This is a genomic window from Streptomyces sp. HmicA12 (assembly GCF_000373565.1).
Taxonomy (GTDB): Bacteria; Actinomycetota; Actinomycetes; order Streptomycetales; family Streptomycetaceae; genus Streptomyces.
Map to the genome: position 1 here is coordinate 111,336 of NZ_KB891806.1, position 15,327 is coordinate 126,662.

13 protein-coding genes and 1 pseudogene are annotated in these 15,327 nt (G+C 72.3%); 8 read left to right on the forward strand and 6 right to left on the reverse strand.

Annotated features, from left to right (window positions below; all coding sequences use genetic code 11):
* Nucleotides 1-88: 88 nt before the first annotated feature.
* The 4 genes from B072_RS0115890 (at nucleotide 89) to B072_RS0115905 (ending at nucleotide 4,252) form a co-directional block, all read left to right on the forward strand.
* Nucleotides 89-1,126, forward strand: coding sequence for a rod shape-determining protein (locus B072_RS0115890; protein ID WP_018530950.1), 1,038 nt, complete (start codon nucleotides 89-91; stop codon nucleotides 1,124-1,126).
* A gap of 57 nt (nucleotides 1,127-1,183) precedes the next feature.
* Nucleotides 1,184-1,438, forward strand: a complete 255-nt coding sequence (locus B072_RS0115895) for a CBU_0592 family membrane protein (protein ID WP_018530951.1) — start codon at nucleotides 1,184-1,186, stop codon at nucleotides 1,436-1,438.
* Nucleotides 1,439-1,445: 7 nt separating this feature from the next.
* On the forward strand, nucleotides 1,446-2,885 hold the full coding sequence (locus B072_RS0115900) for a GAF domain-containing protein (protein ID WP_026245885.1): 1,440 nt from the start codon (nucleotides 1,446-1,448) through the stop codon (nucleotides 2,883-2,885).
* A gap of 365 nt (nucleotides 2,886-3,250) precedes the next feature.
* Complete coding sequence (locus B072_RS0115905; protein WP_018530953.1) at nucleotides 3,251-4,252, forward strand: NAD-dependent epimerase/dehydratase family protein; 1,002 nt, start codon at nucleotides 3,251-3,253, stop codon at nucleotides 4,250-4,252.
* On the opposite strand, the gene B072_RS0115910 is transcribed toward B072_RS0115905, so the two are convergent.
* The gene (locus tag B072_RS0115910) at nucleotides 4,244-5,362 is read right to left on the reverse strand and encodes a sensor histidine kinase (RefSeq protein WP_043244081.1); all 1,119 of its coding nucleotides are present in this window, start codon (nucleotides 5,360-5,362) and stop codon (nucleotides 4,244-4,246) included. The two genes, B072_RS0115905 and B072_RS0115910, sit on opposite strands and share 9 nt — an antisense overlap.
* Before the next feature lie 2 nt (nucleotides 5,363-5,364).
* Nucleotides 5,365-6,147, reverse strand: a complete 783-nt coding sequence (locus B072_RS0115915) for a response regulator transcription factor (protein ID WP_018530955.1) — start codon at nucleotides 6,145-6,147, stop codon at nucleotides 5,365-5,367.
* A gap of 115 nt (nucleotides 6,148-6,262) precedes the next feature.
* Between B072_RS0115915 and B072_RS0115920 the strand changes: the two genes are divergently transcribed.
* The 3 genes from B072_RS0115920 to B072_RS0115930 all read left to right on the forward strand — a co-directional run bounded on the left by B072_RS0115920 (nucleotide 6,263) and on the right by B072_RS0115930 (nucleotide 8,465).
* A complete protein-coding gene (locus B072_RS0115920) occupies nucleotides 6,263-6,964 on the forward strand; it encodes a glycosyltransferase family 2 protein (protein ID WP_420707541.1) in 702 nt (233 codons plus the stop codon).
* Nucleotides 6,965-7,083: 119 nt separating this feature from the next.
* Nucleotides 7,084-7,707 carry a TIGR04282 family arsenosugar biosynthesis glycosyltransferase gene (locus B072_RS0115925; RefSeq protein ID WP_018530957.1) on the forward strand — a complete coding sequence of 208 codons (624 nt, stop codon included), beginning with the start codon at nucleotides 7,084-7,086 and terminating at the stop codon, nucleotides 7,705-7,707.
* Nucleotides 7,704-8,465, forward strand: a complete 762-nt coding sequence (locus B072_RS0115930) for a class I SAM-dependent methyltransferase (RefSeq protein ID WP_018530958.1) — start codon at nucleotides 7,704-7,706, stop codon at nucleotides 8,463-8,465. The genes B072_RS0115925 and B072_RS0115930 overlap by 4 nt, the downstream gene beginning before the upstream one ends.
* Before the next feature lie 328 nt (nucleotides 8,466-8,793).
* On the opposite strand, the gene B072_RS0115935 is transcribed toward B072_RS0115930, so the two are convergent.
* The gene (locus B072_RS0115935) at nucleotides 8,794-10,068 is read right to left on the reverse strand and encodes a molybdopterin-dependent oxidoreductase (RefSeq protein WP_018530959.1); all 1,275 of its coding nucleotides are present in this window, start codon (nucleotides 10,066-10,068) and stop codon (nucleotides 8,794-8,796) included.
* Nucleotides 10,069-10,181: 113 nt separating this feature from the next.
* Between B072_RS0115935 and B072_RS0115940 the strand changes: the two genes are divergently transcribed.
* Nucleotides 10,182-11,501, forward strand: a complete 1,320-nt coding sequence (locus tag B072_RS0115940; protein WP_018530960.1) for a hypothetical protein — start codon at nucleotides 10,182-10,184, stop codon at nucleotides 11,499-11,501.
* A gap of 376 nt (nucleotides 11,502-11,877) precedes the next feature.
* Here the strand turns inward: B072_RS0115940 and B072_RS0115945 are convergent, their stop codons facing one another.
* The 3 genes and pseudogenes from B072_RS0115945 to B072_RS0115955 form a co-directional block, all read right to left on the reverse strand.
* Entirely contained in the window at nucleotides 11,878-12,642 is a 765-nt protein-coding gene (locus B072_RS0115945) for an IS5/IS1182 family transposase (RefSeq protein WP_018530961.1), read from the reverse strand.
* Nucleotides 12,643-13,076: 434 nt separating this feature from the next.
* Nucleotides 13,077-14,212: pseudogene (locus B072_RS43295) on the reverse strand (IS701 family transposase).
* Between the two features lie 617 nt (nucleotides 14,213-14,829).
* A complete protein-coding gene (locus B072_RS0115955; protein WP_018530964.1) occupies nucleotides 14,830-15,297 on the reverse strand; it encodes a DUF4265 domain-containing protein in 468 nt (155 codons plus the stop codon).
* Between the last annotated feature and the right edge of the window lie 30 nt (nucleotides 15,298-15,327).

A 15,327-nucleotide genomic window follows, 5' to 3' on the forward strand; every position in this document is an offset into this window, starting at 1 on the left:
GCGCGGTATCCGCCCCTCCGCCGCACGATGCCAAAAGGACCGCGGACCCGCGGCCCGCCCACGGTCTGCGCTCTCGGGAGGAACTGCCATGACCGTCAGTCTGGAGCAGCTGCGCCGCTGCCACTTCGCCGTCGATCTGGGTGCCGCGCGCACCCGCGTGTATGTGAAGGGTGCGGGTCTCGTCGTCGACGAGCCGAGCTGCGCCGCGGTCAACACCCGCACCGGCGCGCTGATCGCGGTCGGCGAGTTCGCGGAGAAGATGACCGGCCGCACCCCCAGCTACATCCGCGTCGTGCGTCCCGTCTCCGGCGGCACCGTCGTCGACATCGAGATGGCCCAGCGGATGCTGCGCCACCTGATCGGGGAGAAGCTCCGCCGCACCCTGCGCCGCAAGCCCCGTCTGCGCGCGGCGGCATGCACCCCGCACGACGCCGATCCGCTGGCCCAGCGCGCGGCCGTGGAGACCCTGGTCGGGCTCGGCGCGCGCCGCGTCGAGCTCGTCGACACGCTGATCGCCGCCGCGGTCGGCTGCGGGCTGCCCGTCGAGCAGCCCGAGGCGACGATGATCATCGTCTGTGGTGCGGCCACGACCCAGATCGCCGTCCTCTCCCTCGGCGCGATCGTGACCGCCGACCGGGTTCCCGTCGGCGGCGACGCCATCGACCACGCGGTGGTCCAACACCTTCGCCAGCACCACGAGTTGATGCTGCCCTCGCAGTCCGTACGACCTCTGCAGCTGGCCCTGAGCGGCAACGGCCTCACCCCGCACGGACCCGAGCAGACCGAGATCCACGGCCGTGACGTGGCGACGGGCCTCGCGCGTTCGGTGCACGTGGACACGGCGGCGGTCCGGCACGCCATCCACACCCCGCTGACCGCGGTCCTCGACGGCATCGGCAAGGTGCTCCGCGACTGCCCGCCCGACCTGGTCGCCGACCTCGCGGACCGCGGCATCATGATGGTCGGCGGCTCGGCCCTGCTGCCGGGGCTCGACCAGATGCTGCGCGACGCGACGGGCATGCCGGTGCACATCGCCGAACGCCCCGACGTGTGCGCGGTCCAGGGCCTCGGCGCGATGATGGAGGGCAAGATCCAGCCGCTGGTCCTGGACCCGCTGGCCGGCTGAGCGGCCCCTGCCGAGCACTCCGTCGAGCACTCCTCCGAGCCTTCGCCGAGGTCCCGCGTGTCCCTCACCGTCCAGATGACCGGGTCCGTCCTGATCCTGCTCGCCTTCCTCCTCGCGCAGGCGGGCCGGATGGACCCGGCCGCCTGGTCGTACCTGTGGCTGAACCTGGCCGGCTCGGCGCTCACCGCGGGCGACGCGCTCCATGAGAAGCAGTGGGGTTTCCTGCTGCTCGAAGGAGCGTGGATGATCGTGTCCGCGGTGAGTCTCATCAACAAGGCGCGGGGCCGCACGCCGCGCGCCCCCGGTCACTGAGGCGGTCATGCGACCAGCGGTACGGCCGGGTTCCGGCCTTTCGGTTCTTCTCGAGGCGGTGCTGAACGTGGGCACCGAGCTCGAACTGCGCGCCACGCTCCAGCACTTGGTGGACAGCGCCGTCACGCTGACCGGTGCCGCGCACGGGGTGCTCGACGTCGTCGACCCCGGCCACGGCAGCCTGCTCGAAACGGTCACCACGGGCCCGGCGACGGACGAGGCAGACGCGGCGGCCTCCCTCACCGTCCCCGTCCTCGTCCAGGAGACGGACTTCGGCAGGCTGCGGCTGACCGGGGCCGGCTTCACCGACGACGACCACGATCTGCTCCGGGTCCTCGCCACCCAGGCCGGCATCGCCATCGGCAACGCGCGCCTGTACGAGACCGCCCAGCAGCGCGAGCGGTGGATCGAGGGGGCCGCCGCGGTCACCACGGCGCTGCTCACCGGCCGTGCGGACGACGCCCTGACCGCGGTCGCCGAGCGGGCCCGGCTGCTCGCCGACGCGGCGGCCGGGGTCGTCCTGCAGCCCACCGAGGACGGTGGCATGACGATCGTGGCGGCCTCCACCACGGACGACGTGGACGGCCTGCTCGGCGCGACGATCCGGCCGGGCAGCGAGGTACTGGCCCAACTCCTCACCGGTGAGCCGGTGTTCATCGAGGACTCGGCGACCGACCCCCGGATGACGACCGAGGTGCGGGGCCGCTTCGGGCCGAGCATGATGCTACCGCTGCAGGCCGCGGGGCAGCTCATCGGCACGCTCGCCCTGCCGCGCGAGCGCGGGGCCCGCCCCTACACCTCCGTCGACCACCTGCTGGCGACCCAGTTCGCCTCGCAGGCGGCGCTCGCCCTGGTCCTGGCCGACGCGCAGGCCGGCCGGGAACGTCTCGCCGTCTTCGAGGACCGCGACCGGATCGCCCGTGACCTGCACGACCTGGTGGTCCAGCGGCTCTTCGCGACCGGCATGATGCTGGAGTCCACGCAGCGCCGCTCCGAGGTCGGCGACGAGCGCGAGACGCTGGCGCGCGCCGTCGACGAACTGGAGTCGACGATCCAGGAGGTCCGTACGACGATCTTCGCGCTCCAGCAGCCGCCCGCCGAGGCGCCGACGACCTTCCGGGGCAAGGTGCTCCGCGAGACGGCGGGCGCCGCCGCGATCCTGGGTTTCGCCCCGTCGGTGCACTTCACGGGCCCGGTCGAGGGGGTGCTCGGCGACGCGGTCGAGGGGCATCTGCTGGCGGCGCTGCGCCGCGCGCTGGCCACCGCGTCGCGGCGCGGCGCGATCTCCCGTATCGATGTCGTGGTCGACGCGCTCGCCACCCTGCCGGACGGCCGCCCCGGTGTCCGGCTGACCGTCGAGGACGACGGGGCGGGCGGCGACGGGACGGACACACAGGCAAGGTCGGGCACGACGATGACGTGGCAGTCACCACTGCGACAGCACTGAAGCGGCACCTGAGCAGCGCTGGGGGTGGGGGTGAGGTCCGGGCCTTGGGGGAGTGAGCCCGTGATGCTTCGGGGATGACCGGCGCCGACTCCGCTCATCCCCTGACGCACACCGCTCGATCACCGCTCGTCGGGAGATCTCGACTCTCGACCCAGGGATGAGTCGGTTGCGGTCGTCGAAGAGCGTACGCGGCCGGACCGGCGCCGGTCACTCCCCAAAGCGCAGGGCTGTCCGGAAAGCGCAGGCACTCGGCGCACGGACACCGCGCGCCGTCCGGCGCGCACGGTACGGGTGGTGTCTTACGGACCGGTGACGTGACGGGCGCGCCACTGGGGCGCGCGGGCCGGGCGGCCTAGCGTGGCCGTATGCGTGTACTGGTCACCGGCGGTGCCGGGTTCATCGGGTCCCATGTGGTCGAGGCGCTGGCGGCGCGCGGGCACGAGCCCGTGGTGTTCGACGTACGGGAGGATCCCGCGGCGGACGTCCGGGACGAGGAGGCCGTCGCCCGCGCCCTGGACGGCGTGGACGCGGTGTGCCACCAGGCGGCGATGGTCGGCCTCGGCACCGGTTTCGCCGACGCGGCCGCCTACGTCTCCCGCAACGACCTGGGCACCGCCGTCCTGCTCACCGCCATGGCCGCGGCGGACGTGCGGCACCTGGTGCTGGCCGGGTCGATGGTGGTCTACGGGGAGGGGCGGTACGCGTGCGCGCGGCACGGGGTGGTGCGGCCGGGCCCGCGGGCGGTCGCCGCGCTCGACGCGGGCCGGTTCGAGCCCGAATGTCCTCAGTGCGGGCGGGAGTTGGCGCCTGGTCTGGTGACGGAGGACGCGCCCGTCGACCCGCGCAACGTGTACGCGACGACCAAGCTCGCCCAGGAGCATCTGGCCGCGGCGTGGGCGCGCGCGACGGGCGGCACGGCGGTGTCGCTGCGGTACCACAACGTGTACGGGCCGCGGATGCCGCGCGACACCCCCTACGCCGGTGTCGCCTCGTTCTTCCGCTCGTCGCTGGCGCGCGGTGAGGCGCCGCGGGTCTACGAGGACGGGCTCCAGCGGCGGGACTTCGTGCACGTACGGGATGTGGCCGAGGCCAACGCCACCGCGCTGGAGTCGCTGGGCACGGCGACGCCGCCGGGTGCGCTGACCGCGTACAACACCGGCAGCGGCACCCCGCACACCGTCGGCGAGATGGCCCACGCGCTGGCCGCGGCGTGCGGTGGGCCCGCGCCGGTCGTGACCGGCGAGTACCGGCTCGGCGACGTCCGGCACATCACGGCGGACTCGGCGCGGCTGCGCGCGGAGCTCGGCTGGAAGCCGGAGGTCGGGTTCACCGAGGGCATGCGGGAGTTCGCGGGCGCCTCAGCCTGAGGCCGCGGCCGTGGGCAGGGTCACCTCGAAGCGGCAGCCGCCGGGGATGTTGCGCACGGAGGCCCGCCCCTGGTGGGCCTCCACGATCCCGCGGACGATGGCGAGGCCGAGGCCCGCGCCGGCCGGCGGGGTGCGGGCGTGCGTGCCGCGCCAGCCGGTGTCGAAGACCCGCGGCAGATCGGCCTCGGGGATGCCGCCGCAGCCGTCCGACACGGAGAGCACGACGCTGTCGGCGCTCCGCTCGGCGGCGATGGCGACCGTGCCGTCGGCCGGGGTCCGCCGGATCGCGTTGACCAGCAGGTTCCCCAGGACTCTGGTCATCTCCTTGCCGTCGACGTCCACCGGCACCGGTTCGACGCCGTCGCCCACGAGCCGCACCCCGTGCTCCCTGGCCAGCGGGTCGGCCCCCGCCAGGGCGTCGCCCACCAGGTCGTACAGCGATATCCGGGTGGGGGCGAGGGTGAGGGCGCCGGCGTGGATCCGGGAGAGTTCGAAGAGGTCGCCGACCATGTCGTTGAGGCGTTCGACCTCGGTGCGGATCTGCCGCAGGTAGCGGTCGGGCTCGGCGGCGACGCCGTCCTCCAGCGCCTCCGACATGGCGCGCAGTCCGGCCAGCGGGGTGCGCAGATCGTGCGAGATCCAGGCGACGAGCTCGCGCCGCGACGCCTCCAGCATCCGCTCGCGTTCCCGTGAGGCGGCGAGCTTGTCGCTGGTGGCGGCCAGTTCGCGGCTGACGGCGGCGAGTTCGGCGGTGGCCGGTCCGGTGGGCGCCGTGAAGCCGCCGCCGTCACCGAACGAGCGGGCTGCCAGCGCCAGTTCACGGCTGCGGGCGACGACCCAACGGCCGAGCACGAGCGCGGTGACCAGCGACACGACCGCCGCCATGGCGACGACCGTCGTGACGACGCTCAGGTCGTGCGGGGACAGGAACATCGCCTGCGCCACGGCGAGCGTGCCCGCGAACATCGCGCCGACGGCGACGGCGGCGACCACCGCGACCGACGCGGTCAGCGACCGCCGTCGCAGCAGCCACAGCGCGCCCGCGCCGAGCAGTCCGGCCGCGGCGGCGCCGAGGAAGGCGAAGAGGGCGATGAGCAGGGTGTCGCGCACGATCACTCCCCTTCCTGGCCGGTAGATCCGGCTGCACCCGCGTGGTCGGTCTTGTCCGCGTCGTCGGTGTCGTCGGTGTCGCCCGCCGGGTCGAAGCGGTAGCCGACGCCCCACACCGTCTGTACGAGGCGCGGGCGGGCGGGGTCGCTCTCGACCTTGTTGCGCAGACGGCGCACATGGACCGTGACGGTCGACAGGTCGCCGAAGTCCCAGCCCCACACCTCCCGCATCAGGTCCTCGCGGCTGTACGCCGTGCCCGGGTTGCGCAGGAAGAAGGCGAGGAGGTCGAACTCGCGCAGGGTGAGGGCGAGTTCGGCACCGTCCCTGGTGGCGCGGCGGGCCGCCGGATCGACGGTGAGCCCGGCCGCCGCCAGCGGCCGCACATGGGCGTTCGGCCGGGCGCGGCGCAGCACCGACTCGACCCGCAGCACCAGCTCGCGCGGGCTGAACGGCTTGGTGACGTAGTCGTCGGCGCCGACCTCCAGGCCCAGGATCCGGTCGTCCTCGTCGCCGCGCGCGGTGAGCATGACGACCGGCACCGGCCCGCGCGCCCGCAGCCTGCGGCACACCTCCAGGCCGTCCATGCCGGGCAGCATCAGATCGAGGACGACCAGGTCGGGCCGGTGCGCGGCGGCGCCGGCGAGCGCGGTCGGCCCGTCCCCTGCCCGGTCCACCAGATACCCGGCGCGCTCCAGATACCCGGTGACGACCTCGGCGACGGTGGGGTCGTCGTCGACGACGAGAACCCGGCCCGCCCCCCGCTCCTGCGACTGCTGCTGCTCCATGCCTCCAGCGTCGCACCGCCCCGGACGCCCCGTCGCCCGGCGCCTGCCCCACCGCCCCGGACGTCCGCGTTTCGTAAGGAGCTGAAGTCCGTTATGCCCGATTGGTGTTCGTAGGGTGAGACCCGTGCGAACCCCTTCCTCTCCCCCGTCCCCCGAGGGCGTCGACGTCGTCCTCCCGTGCCTGAACGAGGCCGGGGCGCTGCCCTGGGTCCTGTCCCGCATCCCGCCGGGCTGGCGGGCGATCGTCGTGGACAACGGCTCGACCGACGGTTCGGCCGACATCGCCCGCGATCTGGGGGCCACCGTCGTGCACGAGGCGCGGCGCGGCTTCGGCGCCGCCTGCCACGCGGGACTGACCGCGGCGACGGCCCCGTACGTCTGCTTCTGCGACTGCGACGCCTCCCTGGACCCGGCCCTGCTCGTGCCGTTCGTCCGCGAGGTGCGGGCCGGGGAGGCCGACCTGGTGCTCGGCCGGCGCCGACCCCAGTCCCGGGACGCCTGGCCCGCGCACGCCCGCGTCGGCAACCTCGCCCTGTCCCGGATGCTGCGCCGCCGCACCGGTCTGCGCCTGCACGACCTGGGCCCGCTGCGCGCCGCCCGCCGCGAGGCGCTGCTCGCCCTCGCGCTGACCGACCGGCGCAGCGGCTACCCGCTGCAGATGGTGGTGCGCGCCGCCGACGCGGGCTGGCGCGTGACGGAGCACGACGTCCCGTACCGCCCGCGCACCGGCACCTCGAAGGTGACCGGCACCTGGCGCGGCACCTGGCAGGCGGTACGCGACATGAGCCGAGTCCTCGCCGAGCCCCCGCCCACGTAACACCCCGGCCGGCCGCCCGGCACCTCGACGCGGGGCGAGCGCTCGACCGGCCCCGGCCCCGACCCCGCTCCACCCCACCAGCCCCGCCCCGCCCGCCCCGCGAAAGGCCCACGCCGCCCATGACCACCCTGCTCGTCATCGCCAAGGAACCGCGCCCAGGCCGCGTCAAGACCCGCCTCACACCTCCCTTCACCCCCGAGGAGGCGGCCGCCCTCGCCGAAGCCGCCCTCACCGACACCCTGCACACGGTGGCCGCCACCCCGGCCGACCGCCGCGTCCTCGCCCTCGACGGCACCCCGGGCCCGTGGCTGCCGCCCGGTTTCGACGTCGTACCGCAGTGCGCGGGCCCCCTAGACGAACGGCTCGCCGCCGCGTTCGCCGCCTGTACGGGCCCGACCCTGCTGATCGGCATGGACACCCCCCAGGTCACCCCGGAACTGCTCACCGTGGACCTCGAAGGGGAGACGTACGACGCGTGTATCGGCGCCGCCGACGACGGCGGCTTCTGGGCCCTGGGCCTCGCGCATCCGGACCCCGCCCTGCTGCGCGGCGTCCCGATGTCCACCCCCACCACCGGCGCCGCCCAGCGCGCCCGGCTCGTCGCCGCGGGCCTGCGCGTCCGCGACCTGCCGCCCCTGCGCGACGTGGACACGGCCGCCGACGCCCGGGCCGTCGCCGCCGCGGCCCCGGACACCCGCTTCGCCGCGCGGCTGCACCGGCTCGGGGCGGTCACCCCGCGATGACCACGGCACACGAACTCGACACGCCCCCGCGCCCCTGGTCGGCGGACCCCTACGCGGACGCGCTCCGTACCGGCCGCGGCCCGCTCCACCTGCGCCGTGACGACGGCTGGCTGCTCCCCCTCGACGTGGAGCGCTGGTGCACCCGCGCCGACTCCGTGGACCGCGCGCTGCTCGACCTGTGCGAGGGCGCGGTCCTCGACGTCGGCTGCGGCCCGGGCCGGCTGGTCGCGGAGCTGGCCGCCCGCGGCACCCCCGCCCTCGGCATCGACGTCAGCGAGGCCGCCGTCGCGCACACCGCGCACCGCGGCGGTCAGGCCCTGCTGCGGTCCGTCTTCGCGCCGCTGCCCGGCGAGGGCCGCTGGGGCACGGTCCTGCTGGCCGACGGCAACGTGGGCATCGGCGGCGACCCGCGCGCCCTGCTCACCCGGGCGGCCCAGCTCCTCGCACCCGGCGGGATGCTGATCGCCGAGACGGCCCCGTTCGACGTCGACGAGCGGGTGCGCGTACGGATCGTGGGCGGGGACGCGGCGGAGACCGATCCGTTCCCGTGGGCCAGGATCGGCACGCCCGCCCTGCTGCGGGCGGCCCGCCCGCAGCGCTGGCGGCCGGTGGCTCAGTGGTCGGCGGACGGCCGCTGCTTCGTGGCCCTGCGCAGCCGCACCAGCAACAGCAGGGCCGAGCCGCCGAAGAGCACGGCGGTGCTCAGCAGCCAGCGCCCGAGGAACCCGTCCCCCGACAGCGTGGTCGCCGACGCGTAGGGGGCCGCGGACCAGCCGCTGACCATCGGGAACCACACCAGCAGCAACAGCCCCGACAGCATGGCCGGTACGCGCACGTACCCGGCCCACTCCCGCCGCCCGCCCGTACCGACGGCGCCGAGGGCCCGTACGACACCGCGGTCCACCGCCCCGTACAGCGGCACGAGCACGAGATCGTGCACGAGGGCCGCCCCCACGAACCACAGCGCGACGGCGAACCAGTCACCGGCGAGCAGCCGCACCCCCGCGTACCCGGCGAGCGCGAACGAGCAGGCGAGCAAGAGCAGTTGAAGCGGACTGCCCGCCTTCATCCCACGCACCGCCCGCTTCATCCCGCCACCTTCCCGAGGTCACCGAACTCGATCCTGGCCACCCACTTCGTGTTGAGCACCCCGGGCGCGGCGGGCACGATGATCCGCGCCGGGTACCCGTGGTCGGCGGTCAGGGCCGCACCGTTCACCTCGAGCGCGAGGAGCGAGCGCGGATCGCGGATCTGGTTGGCCCGCAGCGCGGCCCGCCGGAACGCCCCGCGCCGCTGCAGCGACTCCACCAGCGCGTCGGGCGCCTCGTCCGCCGCGTACCCGACGAGCTCCGCGAGGTCCCGCAGCCGCACGCCCCGCCACAACTGGTCGCCCGTGGACCACCCTTCGACGCAGGCGATGGGCAACGCGGCACTGTGCAGCGGGAGTTGAAGCAGCTCGTCCCGGCTCAACCGCGCACGCCTCCCCCCGGGCCCGGTCACGACCAGCCGCCACGCGTCCTCCCCCACCTCGTCGGCGGCGATCCCCCGTGCCGCGGCGGTCTTGTTGACCTGGAAGCCGCCGGGTCCGCTGCCCGGCTCGGCCCACCCGTGCGGCGCGAGCAGGGCGGTGCGCCGCAGCGGCCCGTCGAAGCCGCGCCCCACCGTGGTCCCGAACAGCAGCGCCGACGCGCCCCCGACGACCGCGAAGGCGCCCCGCCGCGACATGGTCGGCGCCGCGGGCCGGACGGCGACGAGGTCCCCGCTCTCCGGCTGCCGCCCACTCCTCATGTCCCGCAGATTCCGCACGGCGGCCGGTCCCCGCAGCACCACGTGCACGGCGAACGCGCCGAAGAACACCCAGGCCCCGTAGAAGTGCAGGGGGTAGAAGGACCCGGGGAAGACGTACTCCAGCTGCACGTTGAGCACCCCGGTCACGAACTCGAAGAGCACCCCGCCGACCAGCAGGAGCAGCGAGATCCGCTCCAGCGCGTGGGCGATCGAGCGGGCGGGCGGCAGCGCGAACAGCTTGGGCACCACCGACCACAGCTTGGCGAGCAGTACGGGGACCAGCGTGATGCCGAGCGTCACGTGCACGCCCTGGGTGAGCCGGTACAGCCAGGACGGCCGGGTCGGCCACGCGAACAGGTAGAAGCCGAGCAGCCCCTTGTCCGGTGTCTTGTCGTTGACCGGCGAGAGCCCGGGGTTGTACGCGGCGTAGGACAGGAGCCCCGTCACGAACAGCACGGTGATCCCGAACAGCAGGACCACACCGAGCGCCGACGTGAACCACGGCCCGCGCAGCGGACTGCGCCAGAACGCCGGCGAGGTCGGCAGGGCATCCGGGTCGAACTTCGGTGACATGCGCCGACCGTAGGCCGCGCGACCCCCGCCCGAGCCTCCGGAACACATGACGAAACGCTGACATCCACCCGCGTACCCCCCTTCGCACCGGCGGCGCGACCTAGCGTTTCGGTGTGATCCGCAATCTCCCCCGTGCCGTCCGCCACGACCTGTTCGCCGTCGCGGCCGCCGCCCTCCTCGTCACGACGGCCGCACTGCTCGGCACCTGGATCGAGCACACGTACGGCACCCTGCACGTGGGCCGGCCGCCCCTGTACGCGCGCTGGTCCCCGCACCTGGGCCCCGGCACCCCGGCGGCGCTCGCCGTGGCGGCCGCCGTCGTCGCGTACGGCCCGTCCCTCGCGGCCCGCCTTTCCTGGCGGGCCCTGCTCGTCACGGCCTGGGCCACGGCGATGGCCTGGGTCTGGTCCCTGGCCCTGATCGACGGCTGGCACCGCGGCATCGCGAACCGGCTCACCACCAAGTACGAGTACCTGCAGGTCATCGACCGCTTCCAGGACATCCCGGCGACCCTGCGCGACTTCACGGGACACATCCTTCTCCACTCCCCCGACCACTGGCCCCCGCATGTGGCGGGCCATCCTCCGGCGGCCACGCTCACCTTCGTCCTGCTGGACCGGATCGGTCTGGGCGGCGGGGCGTGGGCGGGCGCCTGGGTGATCACGGCCGGTGCCTCGGCGTGCGTGGCGGTGCTGATCACGGTCCGGGCCCTGGCCGCCGAGGACCTGGCCCGCAGGGCGGCCCCGTTCCTCGTGCTCGCCCCGGCGGCGGTGTGGATGGGCACGTCCGCGGACGGCTACTTCACGGCGGTCGCCGCCTGGTCCCTGGCCTTCCTCGCGCTCGCGGTGACGGGCCGCCGCCCCTGCCTCACCGGCTTCGCCTCGGGCCTCCTGTTCGGCCTGACCCTCTATCTCTCGTACGGCCTCACGCTGTTCGCGCTCATCGCGGCCGTGATCGTCCTCCTCGGTACCCGCCACCGCCTGCGGCCCCTGCCGTACGCCCTGGCCGGCCTCGTCGTGGTCCCCGCCGTGTTCACCCTCATGGGCTTCAACTGGTGGGAGGCGTACCGCCTGCTGGTGGAGCGGTACTACGAGGGCGCGGGCGGCATCCGCCCGTACGGCTACTGGGTGTGGGCCAATCTCGCCTGCACGGTCCTGATCGTGGGCCCGGCCACCGTCGCGGGTCTGCGACGTGCGCCGGGCGCGCCCGCGGGGTCCGCGCGCCGTCTGGCGCTGCTGTCCGCCGCGGCGCTGGCCGCGCTGTTGCTCGCCGACCTGTCGGGGATGAGCAAGGCGGAGACGGAACGCATCTGGCTGCCGTTCGCGGCCTGGCTCCCGGCGGCCTGCGCCTTCCTGCCGGGCCCACGCGCCTGGCTCACCGCCCAGGCCGCGCTCGCACTGCTGCTGAACCATCTGCTGCTGACCGGCTGGTGAGCCGGCCGAAAAGCGGCCCGGTGAACGACACGCCGTGGCGGAGGCCGCCTCCTGAGTGACAGATGACCCGTCACGGTTTGCATGACGGGCCATCAGGTTACGTTCAGCCTGGTCGCATCGTTTCTGCGCCACGAACGTGTGGTGGGGCGGGTGGGACTCGAACCCGAACCAGTGACGCGTCTCACCTGCGAAAACGCCGACGGGCGGACATTTAAGCCTGTTTCCACCCCGCCGCATCCGCCTCGATCCCGCTCGAACAGGGGGCCGTTAGGCGTTCGCCACACCGCCCCCACACACTCACCGCTCAGGCCCGCGCGAGCACGCGAAGCTCAGCCACGACTCTAGCGATCCGTCCACGGGTGCCACTGAGCACATTTCATCTTGGCGTTGAGCTGGCCAGATGAAGTGTGAGGACGGCTCGGACGAGGTTGGTGATCCGGTTGGTGCTGCAACGAATCTTGCGGAGGATTCGCCATCCCTTCAGCGTGGCGACGGCCTGTTCGCCGACGCAGCGGATCTTGGCGTGGGTGGTGTTGTAGCGGCGCTGCCATCGTTTGAGTTTCCGGCCGCGGATCGGCACCCGGATGTGCCGCCCCGCCGCCTGGTACGCGCGATCGGCCCAGGTCTTCAGCCCGGTGCTGCTCAGCGCCTCGATGATGCCGGTGGTGCGGGCGGCGGTCAGGTCGTGCGTGGCACCGGGCAACGCAGGCGAGGCCCACAGGAGTTTGCCGTGCGGATCGGCGATAACCTGCACGTTCATTCCGTGACGCTTGTGTTCTCCGGAGTAGTACGGGCGGTCCTCCGCGATCCGGTCGATCGGCAGGAGCGTGCCGTCCAGGATCAGGAACGCCTTGCGCCGGGCCTCGTCCATGGCTTGCTGGAGGGTCGGGGCGAGGACGGCCAGGACATCGATCGCCTCGCCTATGTAGCGGTAGGCCGTGGCGGTGCCGATGCCGAACCCGGCAGCAAGCTGGGCGTAGGTGTCGCCCTTGCGCAGGTGGGCCAGGACCAGCAGGGCCTGGCGGCCCGGCGGCAGGCGCCGCCACCGCGTGCCCTGCTGTCGATGCCGAGAGCGAAGTTGGCCGGCCAGGAAGCGCACCGTGGAGCTGGACAGGTCGATGCCGGAGCGGTAGACAAGCACGCGAAGCCTCTGGTGGATCCGGTTCTCATGGTCGAAAACCCGTCTAGCAGGGCTTCTTCGCGCCGTCAGCCCAACGCGCAAGCCACTCAGGCAAGTTGGAACAGGCTCACTGATCAAATATGACCGCTGCCAGAAGTGCCGCTGTTTGAGCCGCGCAACTCCAGGGGGTACGGCACAGGGCAACCACCCCGCCTTCCAGTGCACCGTGCGACCGCACCACATCACGAGGGCTCGATCAGTGTTGTCCGTCGCCGGCACTAGTACTCCAGCAGCGTTTCGCTAACTGGCCTGGTCAGAGGCATCGTCGGGAGTGTAGTGGGCTGATGCCATGTCAGGGGCGGTCTTGCCGGAGCGCCCCTCCAACGAGTGGCATCGTCGCCGGTAGTGGCAGTGTCTGGCGACGGCCTGACGCCTTCTCCGCCACCGCGACCAGCTCATTGCGTGGATGCGAAGCGGCGGGCAGGCTCGGTGCGCGAGGCCAGTTGCCAGCAGCCGGCGGACTTCCGCCACGGTGAGCGGAACCAAGGTGGAACCGTTTCTGCAGCCGCCTTTGCCGCCGCCTGCGCCGCCGTGACCGCGAGAAAGGCGTGCGCAAGCATGGCCAGGGTGATGTGCCGCATCCAGCCGACGTAACGGCGAACCTCGTACTGATCCAGGCCGCACTCGTTCTTCGCGGCCTGGAAGCACTCCTCGATCACCCACCGGCGCCCGGCGACGCGCACGAGCCGGTCGACGCCTGTGCCCACCGGCGCGTATCCGAGGTAGTAGGCGATCTCATCGGGTCTGCTGATACTGCGCCGGGCCAGCGCCCAGCGGTGATGGGTGGGCCGCTCGCCGTCGAACTCCTCGATCACGGGAAGCTGGAGGGCCGCCCAGTGATAGACACGCGGGCCTTTGGCACCGTCGCGGCACGAGCGCTTCTCCCACGCCTCGTCCGGCGCCTGCGTGAAGAGGTGGTCGATGCGGCCAAAGCGCGGCACCTGCTGAGACTTCGGGACGGCGAGCACGTAGCCGACGGCAGTTTCTTCCAGCATCCGGCGAAAGCGCCATTCCTGGCCGTAGGCGGCATCCGCGGTCACCCACGCGATCGGCAGCGGCGAGGCGAGTACGCGCAGCACCATGGCCCTGGCCAGTTCTGGTTTGGTGGCGAAGGTCCTCTCGTCGGGGATCTTGGCGGCGCGGCAGCGTTCGCGGTCGTCCGTCCAGGACTTGGGCAGATACAGCTCGCGGTCCACCAGGGCGCGTCCGCGGGTGGTGGCGTAGGCGGCGAAGACGCCGATCTGGCAGTTCTCGGTGCGGCCGGCGGTGCCGGAGTACTGGCGCTGCACGCCCGCGGAGGTGGTGCCTTTCTTGACGAAGCCGGTGTCGTCGAGGATGCGGATCCCGTCGGCTTCGCCGAGCTTGTCGGCAACGCATGTCTGCAGGTCATCGCGGACGTCGTCGGCGTTCCAGGTGGCTCCGTTCAGCAGCCGTTGCAGGCCGTCGGGGTGCGGTGGCCTGCATGTTCGGCCAGTTGCCAGCCGTTTTTGCGGCCGACCGGGCCCAGCAGGGCGCGGACGTAGTCGCGCATGCGGCGTCGCAGGTCGGCGCGGCCGAAGCGGTGGCCGATACGCAAGAAGAGGTCGTCGAGTTCACGGTCCCAGGTCGCGTCGGCAAGGTCGTCGATCACTCGGGGAGGCTGCCCTCATCACAGCTCGGACAGTTCTCGATGCCACTCGTTGGAGGGGCGCTCCGGCAAGACCGCCCCTGACACGGCATCAGCCCACTACACTCCCGACGATGCCTCTGACCAGGCCAGATAGCGAAACGCTGCTGGAGTACTAGGGCGGGGAACAGCGGCTTGGTTCCCGGCCGACTGCGCCACGTCGGGCCCATCCCTGCGCGCGCAGAGACCACTCGTAGTCCCAGTTATGCTTGAGGCTGATGCCCAGCTTAACCCCGCTTGCGATCTCGGTTTACGGTCAGTCAGTAGAAGCGCCCGCCACTCTCCGGACTCATCACCGAAACCGGACTCACCCTCGGCACCTCGTCACCCTGACCTTTCAACTCAGCGTCAGAAAGACAAAGACCCCCTCCACAATAGGATCATGTAGGGGGTCTTCGATTATTCGACGAATGGCATCGACCTAGCAGTTCCTTGCGATCTCATTTCGACGACTCTAATGAATCGAATCGCAAGGCACTATTCTATGCATCACGGTCGTGCAGAGACGAAATCGCACCTTCGTCGAACTCCCAGAAGTTCCGAGATTCCCCTTCCTGCAAAACGGTGCGCACAGCCTCATAATCCACCTCGGCGGGAATATCTACTGAAATCATCCCGTCCAAGGTAGTCTCATGAATCTTCGCTCCGAGCCGCACAAGCTCACGCCTGAGATTATCCTCCGAGTCCTGACCGGCAGCCCGAAAGAAGACCACACGTACCGTCGAATGACCACTCGACTCGATGATGGAATCTACCCAGACCTGCTCCGGCGATCCGTGATGCACGACGCGGACGACGTCACCGACCGCCAACCGGTTGGCGAAAGCGGGCGGGGAGGCGAGTTCGTAGAGGTGATCCCCCAAGGCCTTCACGCTTACCTCTTCGAAGGCGACCGGTGGCCATCCGCCTTCGACAGCCAATCGGACGTGAACCTTGGTCGCGTGCTCCATGAGTCACCTTTCTTCATCTGCCGCGCAAGC